Annotated in this window: 9 protein-coding genes and 1 pseudogene; 5 read left to right on the top strand and 5 right to left on the bottom strand. The window is 74.8% G+C overall.

Translation table 11 applies throughout. The features are described 5' to 3' along the window. The first annotated feature begins 1 nt into the window (after position 1). Both ACSNN8_RS30155 and ACSNN8_RS30150 read left to right on the top strand, forming a co-directional pair. Entirely contained in the window at positions 2–964 is a 963-nt protein-coding gene (locus tag ACSNN8_RS30155) for a pectate lyase family protein (protein WP_436653318.1), read from the top strand. Continuing rightward, positions 964–1884: a pectate lyase family protein gene (locus tag ACSNN8_RS30150; RefSeq protein WP_436653317.1), complete on the top strand. Its 921-nt coding sequence runs from the start codon at positions 964–966 to the stop codon at positions 1882–1884. The genes ACSNN8_RS30155 and ACSNN8_RS30150 overlap by 1 nt, the downstream gene beginning before the upstream one ends. An 85-nt stretch (positions 1885–1969) precedes the next feature. Here the strand turns inward: ACSNN8_RS30150 and ACSNN8_RS30145 are convergent, their stop codons facing one another. Both ACSNN8_RS30145 and ACSNN8_RS30140 read right to left on the bottom strand, forming a co-directional pair. Continuing rightward, positions 1970–2281 carry a hypothetical protein gene (locus tag ACSNN8_RS30145; RefSeq protein WP_436653315.1) on the bottom strand — a complete coding sequence of 104 codons (312 nt, stop codon included), beginning with the start codon at positions 2279–2281 and terminating at the stop codon, positions 1970–1972. Positions 2282–2357: 76 nt separating this feature from the next. After that, complete coding sequence (locus tag ACSNN8_RS30140; protein WP_436653314.1) at positions 2358–3413, bottom strand: DUF3068 domain-containing protein; 1056 nt, start codon at positions 3411–3413, stop codon at positions 2358–2360. A 113-nt stretch (positions 3414–3526) separates the two neighbouring features. Here ACSNN8_RS30140 and ACSNN8_RS30135 point away from each other — a divergent pair, with 113 nt between their 5' ends. Then, positions 3527–4726 carry an acyltransferase family protein gene (locus ACSNN8_RS30135; protein WP_436653312.1) on the top strand — a complete coding sequence of 400 codons (1200 nt, stop codon included), beginning with the start codon at positions 3527–3529 and terminating at the stop codon, positions 4724–4726. Here the strand turns inward: ACSNN8_RS30135 and ACSNN8_RS30130 are convergent. Beyond that, positions 4648–8796 carry an alpha-(1->3)-arabinofuranosyltransferase domain-containing protein gene (locus ACSNN8_RS30130; protein ID WP_436653310.1) on the bottom strand — a complete coding sequence of 1383 codons (4149 nt, stop codon included), beginning with the start codon at positions 8794–8796 and terminating at the stop codon, positions 4648–4650. The two genes, ACSNN8_RS30135 and ACSNN8_RS30130, sit on opposite strands and share 79 nt — an antisense overlap. A 143-nt stretch (positions 8797–8939) precedes the next feature. Between ACSNN8_RS30130 and ACSNN8_RS30125 the strand changes: the two genes are divergently transcribed. Further along, a complete protein-coding gene (locus ACSNN8_RS30125) occupies positions 8940–10133 on the top strand; it encodes a glycosyltransferase family 4 protein (protein WP_436653308.1) in 1194 nt (397 codons plus the stop codon). Here the strand turns inward: ACSNN8_RS30125 and ACSNN8_RS30120 are convergent. Then, positions 10118–10279, bottom strand: a complete 162-nt coding sequence (locus tag ACSNN8_RS30120) for a hypothetical protein (RefSeq protein WP_436653306.1) — start codon at positions 10277–10279, stop codon at positions 10118–10120. The genes ACSNN8_RS30125 and ACSNN8_RS30120 overlap by 16 nt on opposite strands. A 70-nt stretch (positions 10280–10349) precedes the next feature. Continuing rightward, a pseudogene (locus tag ACSNN8_RS30115) lies at positions 10350–11840 on the bottom strand (hypothetical protein); the annotation flags it as partial. A gap of 14 nt (positions 11841–11854) precedes the next feature. On the opposite strand from ACSNN8_RS30115, the gene ACSNN8_RS30110 reads away from it, so the two are divergent. After that, positions 11855–13069, top strand: a complete 1215-nt coding sequence (locus ACSNN8_RS30110) for a polysaccharide biosynthesis protein (protein WP_436653304.1) — start codon at positions 11855–11857, stop codon at positions 13067–13069. Positions 13070–13074 lie beyond the last annotated feature (5 nt).

Raw genomic sequence — 13074 nt, 5'->3', positions numbered from 1 at the left:
CATGCGCAGACTTCCGGGCGCGGGCGTCGCCACGCTCGCCCTGCTCGCCGCGGCCGGGATCGGGCCCGCGCGCGCCGTCGCGGCGGTCGCGGCCGTGGCCGACGGCTTCGCTTCGGTGAGCGGCGGGACGACCGGGGGAGCGGCCGGGCCGACCGTCACGGTCACGACCGGCGCGGACCTGGCCCGCTACGCCGGCGCCAACACCCCGTACACCATCCTGGTCTCCGGCCGGATCGCCGTGGACGACATGGTCACCGTGGTCGCGAACAAGAGCATCCTCGGCGTCGGCTCGACCGCCGAGATCACCGGCGGCGGCCTGCAGCTGGGCAGCACCACCCGGCCCGGCAACAACGTGATCATCCGGAACCTCCGGTTCAGCGGCGCCGAGGACGACTCGATCAGCGTCACCAACGGCGCCCACCACGTGTGGATCGACCACAACGAGTTCCTGCCGGCCTACGACGGCTCGCTCGACATCAAGCGCAAGTCCACCTTCGTCACCGTGTCGTGGAACGTCTTCCGCGGCACCGACAAGACCATGCTGGTGGGCCACTCCGACACGTACACCGCCGACGTCGGATACCTGAAGGTGACCTACCACCACAACTGGTTCGACGGCTCCAACCAGCGGCACCCGCGGGTGCGGTTCGGCGAGCCGGTGCACGTCTACAACAACTACTACCGCGACATCGGGCTCTACGGCATCGCGTCCACCGAGAACGCGGGCGTGGTCGCCGAGGGCAACTACTTCGAGAACGTCGCGTACCCGTGCCACTCGACCGGCGGCTACGCGGAGAGCAACCCGGGCCGGCTCGTGCAGCGCGCCAACGCGTTCGTCAACTCCGGCGTGTGCGAGGCGGGCGGCACGGTGACCGAGCCGCGCACGTACTACAGCTACTCGCTCGACCCGGCGTCGTCGGTGCCGTCGCTGGTGACCTCCGGCGCCGGCGTGGGGAGGCTGTGATGCACGCTCTCCTCGCCCTCGCCCTCGTCGCGGCCGCGGGGCTGGCCGCCGCGCCCGCCACGCCCGAAGGGTTCGCCTCGGTGGCCGGCGCCACGACCGGGGGCGCCGGCGGGGTCACGGTCACCGTCGACACCACCGACGAGCTGCTCGACGCCATCGACACCGTCGGCCCGATGGTCATCCATGTCAGCGGCACCATCGCCATCACCAGCAAGCAGGGCGTACGCCCGAACAAGACCATCCTCGGCCTCGGGCCGGACGCCACCATCACCGGCGGCGGGTTCGACTTCTACCGCTCGTCGAACGTCATCGTGCGCAACCTGACCTTCGTCGACGCCGAGGACGACGCGATCAACGTGGGGCAGCAGTCGCACCACATCTGGATCGACCACAACACGTTCGTCCGGCCGGTGGACGGCTCGGTCGACATCGTGCGCGGCGCCGACTACGTCACCGTGTCGTGGAACCACTTCGCGGGCACCGACAAGAGCATGCTGATCGGCCACTCCGACGGCGCCGCCTCCACCGACATCGGCCACCTGCGGGTCAGCATCCACCACAACTGGTTCGACGGCTCCCGCCAGCGACATCCGCGGGTGCGCTTCGGCGAGCCGGTGCACGTCTACAACAACTACTTCGACGGCAACGAGCTGTACGGCGTGGCGTCCACTATGAACGGCGGGGTGCTCGTCGAGGGCAACTACTTCGCCGGGGTGCCCTACCCGTGCTTCTCCACCGGCGGCTACGCCGACAGCGACCCCGGCCGGCTGGTGCAGCGCAACAACATCTTCAGCGGTTCGGGCACGTGCCAGGCCGGCGGAACGGTCGTCGAGCCGCGCACGTACTACAGCTACACGCTGGACCCGCCGGCCTCCGTGCCGTCCCTGGTGCAGGCCGGGGCGGGCGCCGGCCGCCTCTGAACGACCTCGGGCGGGGCCGCGCGGCCCCGCCCGTTTCTGTCAGTCCGGGCGTCGCCGACGGCCGCGCGGCTTCGACCGGGGACGCTCAGGCCGGGTCGGTGTACGAGATCGGCTTGCCGGTGGCGTGGGCGTACGCGATCTCCCTGCTGGTGGACTCGCCGATGTATCCGCCCGGGTTGACGACCAGGACCCGGTCGGCCAGGTCAATCTTGCGTAGGTGAAGGGCGCCCAGCGCGGACTTCTGCTCGTCGGTGATCGGCTCGTCCGCGGCGCCCGGGAAGACGCCCGGCGCGACGACGATGACACCCGCGAGGGTCAGATCGCGGTTCGCCGCGTTCATCTCGTCCGCGAAGCGGGTGGAACCGCAGATGCAGACGATCTCGGGTCGGTCCGGCACGGCTCGGTCCTTCGTGTCGAAGAGGCCGGAGGGATGGCGGGTCGAGGGCCCCTCGGGAGGCCCCCGACCCGGGAGGTCAGGCCTTGACGCCGGCCTCGCTGTCGGCGATCTCCTCGGCGCGGTGGCGGGCGGCGTTGCGGCGGCCCGTGGTGACGAGCACGAGGCCCAGGATCATCAGGATCGCGCCGGCCACGGCGAGGCCGATGGGCAGGTTGCGGCTGATCATCAGGACCTGGCTCTTGGTGTCGCCGGCGGACTGGACGTTGTGGGCGACCGTCTCGTCGGTGTAGATGAAGTTGCCGTCCAGCAGCTGCGTGGGCGCGCCCGAGTCGGGCACGAGCGTCTTCTTCTGCTGCTCCTGCACCTTGATGAACGTGCCGGACACCGGCTCCACCCAGATCGTTCGCACGTTGCCGTACGTCACCTGGCCGCTGTCCGCGTCGGGGGCGAACGTGTTGAGCAGGCCCTGCAGTCGCTCGGCCGGGAAGTCGAGCGCGGTGTCGGCGATGGTCTGCTGGAACCGGTACGTCTCGAGGCCGTCGATCTTCTCGGTGCCCTGGTACTGGATCGGCAGCGCCTTGCGCAGGTCGCGGTCGAAGTACTGGTAGTCCTTCTTCTCGGTGCCGAACGGGAACTTGTAGAGCTGCCCGGCGAAGGTCACCTCGGACGGCGCCTCGGGGCCGTCGGCCTGCAGGAACTGGTCCTTCCAGTCGACGGCGGCGGCGGTGTCGCGGTCGATCGCCAGCGAGGCCTTGTACTTGCTGACCATCTCGCCGGTCTCGACCCAGGTGACCGTGCCGTAGCCGTTCCAGACGACGGCCTCGCCCTCGAGGTCGCCCTCCATCTCGGTGTTGGTGAGGTCGGGCTGGGGCGCGATCTCGGTGGTGGAGCGCAGCGTGCCGGTGCGCACGGCGACCACCGGGTTCGGCTCGCCCTTGGTCTGCAGGAACTTCGCGCCCTGCGCCTCGGCCACGCTGGGCAGCAGGCAGTCCTTGGTCTGGTCGGGCTCACAGAGCTTCAGGTCGTAGGGCAGCCGCGCCACCGCCGGCGCGACGTAGAACGCACAACCTGCCGCGATCACCACGGCGAAAACACCGATGCCGAACAGCACGGCGCCCCAGCGAGCTCTCACGCCCGACCTCCTCCAAGTGAATCGACCGATCGGTATGCCTGCGCGGCCCGATCGCCCATAATGGGCGCACGTTACTCGCCAGTCACATAGTTGCGCGACCCCTGGGACGGAATGTGTCTGTACCGGTTTCGAAACGGCCCCTCCATCGACTTCCGCCGCTGGATGCGGTGCGTGTGGTGGGAGCGCTCGCCGTGGTCGCGCACCACGTCGGGTTCGCCACCGGCGTCAACGTCGGGAATGGACCGTGGGCCGGCTGGCTGGCCCGCCTCGACGTCGGCGTGGCCGTGTTCTTCGTGCTGTCGGGCTTCCTGCTGTACCGGCCGTGGGCGCACGCCCGGGCCACCGGGCAGCCGCTGCCGGACGCCCGCACGTACCTGTGGCGGCGCGCGCTGCGGATCCTGCCGGCGTACTGGGTCGCGGTCGTGGTGTGCCTGCTGGTCGTGCCGCGCAACCACGACGCCTCGGCGGGGGACTGGCTGCGGCACCTGACGCTGACCCAGATCTACCAGACGTACGGGCTGCGGCACGCGCTCGGGCACACCTGGAGCCTGGCCACCGAGGCGGTGTTCTACCTGCTGCTGCCGGTGGTCGCCGCGCTGGCGCTGCTGGGCCGGCGGCGGGCCGGGCGGCCGGTCGCCATCCTGGCCGGGTCGGCGCTGGTCACGGCGACCTGGGTCGCGCTGCTCGCCTCGGGCGTGCTCTCCACCGCCAAGCACACCACGTGGCTGCCGTCGTACGCGATCTGGTTCGGCGCGGGCATGGCGCTGGCCGCCGTGCACGTGTCGCTGAGCAACGGCCTGCTGCCGCGCTGGCGTTTCCTCGACGACCTCGGCCGTGCGCCGCTGGCGTGCTGGGCGCTCGCGCTGGCGGTGCTGGCCGTGGCGACGACCTCGATCGCGGGGCCGCGCAACCTCACCGAGCCGACCGCCGGGCAGTTCGGCGTCAAGATCACGCTCTACACGGTCGTCGCGGTGCTGGTGCTGCTGCCGCTCGCGTTCGGGCCGCCGACGCGGGCCAAGGCGGCGTTCGGCTCCGGCCTCGCCCGCTGGCTCGGGCTGGTCTCGTACGGGCTGTTCCTGTGGCACCCGTTCGTGCTCGAGATGATCTACGAGCTCACCGGGCGCAAGGAGTTCACCGGCGACCTGTTCAGCACGTACGCCCTGACGGTCGCCGGCGGGCTGACGCTGGCCACGCTGAGCTACTACCTGGTCGAGCAGCCGTTCCTGCGGCTCGGTCACCGCCGCCGGCGGCGCCCGCCGGAGAAGACCACCGAGAGCCAGAGCGCCACCCCGGCGGCGACCGCGGTGAGCTGAGGCAGCGCGGCGGTGTGCGAGCCGTCGCCGGTCACTGTGGACCAGCCCGCGAGCGCGAACAGCGCGACCGGCAGCAGCCATCGAGCCCAGCCCAGCGCCCGGCGCAGCTGCCGCCGGTCGAGCGTGTCCAGGTGCGGGCGCAACGCGCGCACGGCGATCACGACGGCCAGCCCCAGCGCGGTCAGCCCGGCCGCGGCCACCCCGCCGACGAGCAGCAGCGCGCCGCCGCCCACCGCCGTGGGCAGCAGCCACCGGCGTCGTCGCCGCACCGCGACCGCGGCGGTCACCGGCGTCCGCGCGGGCAGCACGGCCGCCACCACCACGCCGGTGATCAGCACGGCGCCCGCGGCGAGGGCGAGCCCGTACGTCCGATCGGGCGCGAACCGCAGCGTCACCTCGCCGGCCGGGCCGGGCGGCACGATCCAGCCCTGCTGCCAGCCGTCCACGATGAGCGGTTGCAACGTGCGCCCGCCCAGCGTCGCCTCCCACCCGGGGTTCGTGTTCTCGCGCATCGCCAGCACGCGCTGGGCCGCTGAGGCGTCGAGGTGCACGCGGCGCAGCGTCGGGTCCCACTTCTCGACGCGGACGGGGCTCTCCCGCCCGCTGGTCACGGTCTCGCCGGCGCCCTGGCCGGACTGTGGTCCGCGCAGCGGGGCCAGGCCGAGCCGCAGCGGGTCGGCGGCGGGCGACGCCACCGCGATCACCCGAGTCTCGCCGGCCGGCACCCGCACCGGCGTGGCCGCCGCGCTGCCGCACGGGCGGGCCTGCACCTCGCGCATCTCGAGCAGCTCGCGGCGGGTGGCCACCAGCGCGGTGGTGCGCCGCACGCCGCCGACCGAGACGGCGGGGCCGGTGCCGCAGCGCAGGGTCAGCTTGCGGTCGAGGTCGGTGCGGGCGACCGGCGGGTCGTCGAGCACACTGAGCTCGCTGACGCCGATCGGCAGCTCGCGTCTGGTGTTGCGGTAGGGGTCGAGCGACTGGGCGGGCAGCGCGTTGGCGAACAGCACGGTGATCGCCCCGGTGCGCAGCGGCGGCTGGAAGCGCAGCGAGCCGCTCTCGTCCAGGTAGCCGCTGCGGACGCCGTTGTCGCCGAGCACGGTGACCTGCCAGACGCGCGACGCGGCGACACCGTCGGCCACGCCGATCCGGATGCCGTTGACCTGCCTCGGCTTGAGGAAGCTCAGCCGCAGCCACGGGTTGGTGTCCTCGTCGGCGGCGTACCAGGTGGTGCTCGCGTCGCCGTCGGCCACCGCGCCGGGCCGGGCCGCCGGGTCGGGCACGCCGCTGCTGGACGCGGTCACGCTGGGCACGATGCCGCGGGTCACCGACGCCGCGCCGCCCGGGTCGAGCAGCGCGTTGAGCGCCGACCCGGGCCGGGGCCGGGCGCGCAGCGACAGCGAGTAGGTCGCGGTCACCGGCGCCACGGCGGTGCGGTCGAGGTACCCGCCGTCCTCGGAGTCGCGGACCCGGCTGCCGGAGCAGTACGGGCGGCCGGCGGCGAACGAGCAGGCGGGCGTCGACGGCGCGGCGCTGAACACCATCGCCGCCGCCCGGCCGGGCACGGGGGAGGGCGGCACCACCAGCGTGCGCTGGGCGACGACCCCCGGGATGCGCACCTCGGCGAGGCCCACGCCGCCGTAGCCGAGCCGCACGTCGCGGACCGCGTCCACGGTGATCCGGATCCGGTCGGTCGCGAACTCGGCGGGCAGCGGGACGGTCACGCTCGTGCCGAAGACCTCGCGGGTGATCGGCTCGTTCGGCGCCGCCGTGACGGTGATCCGGGTGGGCACCGAGTCCGTGCCCTGGTCGACGGTGAGCCCGATCTGCGGCACGGTCCGGCGCTCGGGCAGCTCGACCTCGAGCCACTGCCCGGCCGAGGGCTTGCCGGGCGCGGACCGCCACGAGGTGGCCGGGTTGCCGTCGAGCGCCGCGTAGGGCTGGTGGGCCGGGCGCGAGCCCAGCAGCGGATCGGCCTGCGAGTACGCCGTGGAGGCGCGCACGGTCCTGATGCCCTCGTAGCGCACGACCGTGTCCTGCTCGTCGCCCCAGCCGGGCAGGTAGTCGCGGGCGGGCGCGCCCAGCCGCCCGTCGTCGCCGGCCTCGAGCGTGGCCGAGGCCCGGTCGCTCGCCATGCCGAACGCGACCTCGCGGCGGCGCATCCCGTCGGTCAGCACGACCGGCCCGGCGGTCAGGTCGTCCGGCCGGTCGCCGGCCAGCACCGCGGGCCCGTCCGGAAGCTGCCCGGCGGCGGTGGCGGCCAGCAGCGACTCGGGTCCACCCACGACGGTCGCCAGGCTGCTGGAGTCGTACGCGGTCACCGGCTTCACGATGCGGTCGACCCGCCACACCTCGAGCGCCGGGACGCGCACGTCCAGCCCGTCGTCGACGAACACGCCGGGCAGCCCGCCGCCGCCCACCTCGGGCCCGAACGTGGCGACCGGGCTCAGCCCCGGCGAGCGCGCCAGCGCCTGCCGGGTGACGATCGGCTCGGTGGCCTGCGCCCGGCCGTAGTCCAGGTCGGAGCGCACCAGCAGGTACCGCACGCCCGAGCGGGACAGCAGGTCGGCCAGCCCGGGGGAGCCGGCCCCGGTGGCGAGCGCCTCCTCGACCGAGTCGAGCAGCCGGATGGTGGCCGGCGGGGTCAGCGGGATCGAGTTGCGCACGCCCCACCGGCCGCGCAGCAGCGCCTGGGTGATCTCGTCGCTGGGCCGGCCCCACAGGTACTGCGGGAAGCGGGCGGCCGGCACCACCAGCACCTGCTGACCGCCGAGGTTGCGGTCGAGCCACGCGGCGGCGTCGCGCCAGTAGCCGGGCACCTCGGTGAAGCTGCCGGGCGGCGTCAGCCCGCCGGCCAGCGCGGGGCTCGCGACGCCCGCGATCGCCACGAGCGCGACGCCGGTGACCACCGCCGCGCGGGCGCGGGCCGCGCGTCCGAACGCGCCGGCCGAGCGCCACGCCAGCCCCAGCAGGTGGGCCAGGCCGAGCACGAGCGGCAGCCGCAGCACGACGTCGAACTTGTGCACGTTGCGCAGCGGGGCGCCGGCGCCGTCGAGGAACGCGCGCTGGGCGCCTGCGGCCAGCCCGCCGGCCTCGCCGACGTGCCCGAGACCGACCAGGGCGAGCCCGGCCAGCAGGCCGCTGACCATCAACCAGCGGTGCGGCATGCCGCGGCGGGCCAGCCCCGCGAGGCCCAGCCCGGCGACCACCAGCGTGGCGACGATGAGCGTGGTCTCGGTGGCGAGCCGCCAGGCGGCCGGCCACAGCGGACCGAAGGCGCTCGTCAGGTACGCGTGCCAGTGCGAGGCGCCGCGCAGCACCGACACCGCGTCGGTGGGCCCGGTCGTCACGTCGGCGGTCTCGATGAAGTCGAGGAACGGCGGGCTGTACCGGCCGAGCAGCAGCAGCGGCACCAGCCACCACGCGGTGGCGGCCGCGACCGCCGCGCCCCAGGCGGCCAGCGCGGTGAACCGCAGCCGCGCGGGCCGAAGCCCGGCCAGCCACAGCACGGCCAGCGGCACGACGGCGAGCACGGCGGTGGCGTTCACGCCGCCCGCGCACGCGACGACCAGCGCCGAGCGGGTCACCGCCCGGCGGACCGGCACGCCGTCGCGCAGCCCCACCAGCGGCACGAGCACCCAGGGCGCGAGCGCGCTGGGCCACGCCTCGACCGAGATCGGGCCGAGCTCGGTGAGCAGCCGCGGGGACAGGGCGAACGCGACGCCCGCGACGACCCGGGCCCACGGGGTGCCGATGCGCAGCCGCCCGGCGAGCACGACCAGCCCGGTGAACGCGACGCTCAGCAGCAGCGCCCACCACAGCCGCTGGACGACCCAGGCGGGGATCGTGAGCAGCTTGCCGATCAGGAAGAACGGGCCCATGGGCCACAGGTAGCCGTACGCCTGATTTTGCAATTGGCCGAACGTGCCGGCCGGGTCCCAGACGTGCAGCGCGCGGCCGAGCCAGCCGGCCGGATCGACGACCAGGTCCACCTTCGTATCGATGGCGGTCGACCCGGGAGCCTGCAGGAACGCGACCGCGGTCAGCCCGGCGCAGACCGCGAGCAGGCGCAAACGCCAGACAGCGCGCGGAACGCCACCGTCCACTGACGAATTCAGAGCCGGCGGCATCTCGCTCCCGATTGACCGTTGCGGAGTCGCGGGGCGACCCCATACTGTGACCCGACCGCGAATGCTACTCGCGAGTAGGGGTGATTGTGGACACTACCGTCGCCGGGTCCCGGCACGTGCTCTTCCTCAACTGGCGCGACACCCGCAACCCGCAGGGGGGCGGCTCCGAGGTGTACGTGGAGCGCGTCGCGGGCGAGCTGGTGCGGCGCGGTCACCGGGCGACGCTGCTGTGCGCCAAGCACCCGTTCGGGGCCGCCGAGGAGCGGACCGCGGAGGGCGTACGGATCCTCCGGCGCGGCGGGCGGCACACGCTCTACCTGCGGGCCGCCCTGCTGTGGCTGGCCGGCTTCCTCGGCCTCGGCCCGCTCAGCCGGCGCCACGGCCGCCCCACGGTGATCGTCGACGTCGGCAACGGCCTGCCGTTCCTCGCCCCGCTGTGGGCGCGCTGCCCGGTGATCGCGCTCGTGCACCACGTGCACCGCGAGCAGTGGCCGGTCGTGCTGGGCCCGCGGCTGGCCCGCTTCGGCTGGTGGATCGAGTCGGTGCTGGCGCCGCGGGTCTACCGCCGGTGCCGCTACGTGACCGTCTCCGCCGCGACCCGCGACGAGCTGGCGGTGCTCGGCGTCGACCCGGAACGGGTGTCGATCATCCACAACGGCACTCCGGACATGACGACCACGGCTCCGGTGGCGCGCACGGCGCACCCGTCGCTGGTGGTGCTGGGCAGGCTCGTCCCGCACAAGCAGGTCGAGGTGGCGATCGACGCGGTGGCCGCGCTCGCCGGCGAGCTGCCCGGGCTCACGCTGACCGTGGCCGGGCAGGGCTGGTGGGAGCCGGCGCTGCGCGACTACGCCGCGGGGCTCGGGGTCGCCGAGCGGGTCCGCTTCGCCGGCTTCGTGACCGACGCCGAGAAGCGGCGGCTGCTGCGCGAGGCCTGGGTGGCGCTGACCCCGTCGCTCAAGGAGGGCTGGGGTCTGACCATCGTGGAGGCCGCCGCGGTCGGCACGCCCACGGTGGCGTTCCGCGGCGCGGGCGGCGTCGAGGAGTCGCTCGTGGACGGCCGGACCGGGCTGCTGGCCACCGACGGCGCGGACTACACCGCCCGGGTGCGCCGGCTGCTGACCGACCACACCCTGCGCTTCGCGATGGGCGTGGCGGCCCGCTCGCACGCGGCCCGGTTCACCTGGCCGGCGGCGGGGGAGCGGTTCGCGACCCTGGTGGAGGGCGCCGCCCGCGTCCCCGCGCCGGCCGCGGCGGACCGGGCCTACCTGGTGCCGTAGACCCCGGGCACGACCTGGGCGTCGTCGACGGTCTGCGCCGCCTCGGACGGCGAGCCGGTCAACGTGGAGGCCAGCGCCACCGACCCGATGGCGCCGAGGGCCAGGGCGATCACCCCGGCCAGGACCAGAGGAAGGGCCTTACGCATGGGGGGACTCCTTCGACAAGTAGCGATGTGCGCGGGACGTTACCACCTAGTAACTTCATTGCGAAGACCCGTTGGCGTACAACCGGAGGTCGGAGCCGGCATGCACCAGCCTCAATCCGGCAAGCGCGCCGGGCGGGACCGGGGCCTCGCCCTCGACGCGCTGCACGACCACCCAGCGCACGCCGAGGGCGGCCAGCGGCCGGCCGGCGGCGAGCGCCTCGCGGACCTCGCCGGCGCGCCTGCTCTCGCCCGCGATCACGCGGTCGCCCACGAGCAGCCGGTCGTCGCGCACGACGTCGGCGTCCAGGTAGCGCGGCAGCGGGTCGATCACCGTGCGCGAGCGGTTCCAGGCGTACGTGTGATAGCCGGCGAACGGCAGCGAGACGACCTCACCGGGGTCGCGTTCGACCGCGCGCTTCACCACGGCGAAGTCGGCCGGATAGGCGACCGGGCGCAGCCGCCCCGCGGCCCCGAACGCCAGATCGGGCTGCACGACCAGCGGCAGCACCAGGGCGCCGGCCAGTACCTCGCGGCGTCCGACCCGCTCGGCGCCGAGCGCGGCGCAGAGGCACACCAGCAGGGCGTACGGGATCAGGAACTTCTGCCCGTCGCGCAGCACCCCGGCACCGGGCACGGTGGACACCGCCCACTCGAGCAGCGCGCGGCCGCCGGGCAGCGTGGCGAGCGCGGCCAGCACGAAGCCGCCTCCGGCCAGGACCAGCAGGCGGATCGCCGTGGCGCCCGGCCACCGGTCGCGCAGCAGCCGCCAGCCGGTCACGGCCAGGGCGAGCAGCAGCACCGTGCCCGCGAAGGCCAGCGGCGAGGTGCGGCTGGGCAGCGTCGTCTGGGCGTTCCAGATGCCGCCGGTGCCCAGCAGCGCGCCGATCGGCCCGGTCCGGTCCGTGCCGCGCGCGGCGAAGGCGGCCACCCCGGCCGGGTCGCTGCGCCCGTCGGCCCGGCTCAGCGCGGTGGCGAGCAGCCAGGGCGCGTTGAGCAGCGCGACGACCCAGCTGCGGCGGGGCGCGAGCACCAGCACGGTGGCGAAGGCGATCAGCCCGCCGGTCGGTGTCACCGCGGCCGGCGCCGCCGCGGCGAGCACCCGCAGCGTCGCACGCCGGTCACTGCGGCAGGCGGCGACGAGCCACGGCAGGGCGCCGTACGCGAGCAGCAGTCCCCACTGGCCCAGCAGCAGCCGCTCGGCCAGGAACGGCGTCCACGCGTAGCCGACGGCCGCGACCAGCCGGGGCCCGAGCCGGTCGGTGGGCACCAGCCGGCCCGCGCCCAGCGCCGCGAGCAGCAGCACGGCGATCAGGACCCCGCGCTGGATCAGCCAGCCGGGCGCGATCAGCGACGCGAGCGAGACCAGCGCGTCCTGCGGCACGGCGCGCGGCAGCGTGGCGCTCGGCGCGATCAGGTCGGCGCGCAGCGGCTGGCGGGGGACGAACATCATGTCGTACGACAGCACGTAGCCCGGCGCGGCGAGCGGCGCCAGCACGGCGACCGTCACCAGCACCGCCGTGGCGGGCAGGGCCCAGCGCTTGACCTGGCGCACGGCGGCCACTCTAGGGGACTCCGATGAGCAGTCGTACGGGGATCGGCGCGGCCGGCCTGGCGGTCACCGCCGCCGGGGTGCTGGCCAACCTGCTGGCGTACGTCGTCCCGGTCGTCGGCGCCCGGCAGCTGAGCGCGGCCGACCTCAGCGCGCTCGCCACCCTGCTCGCCGTGACCGCCATCGCGGGCGTGGCCGGCACCGGCCTGCAGATCGCGGTGGCCGTGCACCGGGCCAGGCACGGGCCCTCCCCGGCGGCCCGGTCGGCGGCGCTCACGGTCGCGGTGATCGCCGGCGCGCTGGCCGTCGTGCTGCCCGTGGCCGTGCTCGCGCTGCGGCTGCCCGCCCTCGCCACGCTGCTCGCCGGCGTGTCGACCGTCGGCGTGGTGGCGGCGGGGCGCTGGCTCGGCGAGATGCAGGGCGACCAGCGCTTCGTCCCGCTCGCGGCGGGCCTGGCCGTGCTGGCCGGCGGCCGGTACGGCGGCGTGGTCGCGGGGCTCGCCGCCGGTCTGGGGCTGACCGGCGCGCTGCTGCTGGGTGCGGCGAGCGCCGTCGCGGTGCTGCCCGTGCTGCACCTGCTGGCCCGCCGGCCGGGCGTGCTTGTGCAGGGTGAGCCGCTGCCCGCGCGCGCGGTGCTGACCGCGGGCGGCGCGACGCTGGCGATGCTGGTCATCTCGTACGCCGACCTGATCCTGGCCCGCCGTTTCCTGCCGTTCGACGCCTCGGGGGCGTACGCGGTGGGCACCGTGCTGACCAAGGGCGCGTTGTGGGCGCCGCAGGTCGTCACCGTGCTGGCGCTGCCCCGGCTGGCCCAGGCCGACCGGCGCACGCTGCGGGTGGCGCTGTCGCTGGTGACCGCGTGCGGCGTGCTGCTGGTCGCCGGGGCGGCCGTGGCCGGCGGCCTCGCGTTCCGGCTCGCGGGCGGCCCGGACTACGTCGGGCTGGGCCGCTACGCGCCGGTCTTCGCCGCCACCGGCGCCGTCTACGGCGTGCTGTTCGTGCTGGTCAACGCGCAGGTCGCGGCGGGCGCCCGGTGGCCGGCCGCGCCGCTGTGGGTCGCCGCCGCCGGGTTCGCGCTCGCCACCTGGCTGCTGCTGCCGCACACGCTGCCGGGCATCGCGTTCGGCTCGCTGGGCACCGCGGCGGCCGCGCTCGCGGTCACGTCCGTCCTCGTCGGACTGCGGCTGCGCGGAACCGTTACCGCGCCGCGACCGGCGCGTGCAACGCTGTCCATCGATTGATCGAG

Source organism: Actinoplanes sp. URMC 104 (assembly GCF_051386375.1).
Taxonomy (GTDB): Bacteria; Actinomycetota; Actinomycetes; order Mycobacteriales; family Micromonosporaceae; genus Actinoplanes.
This window is presented reverse-complemented; position numbering and strand designations above follow the sequence as displayed.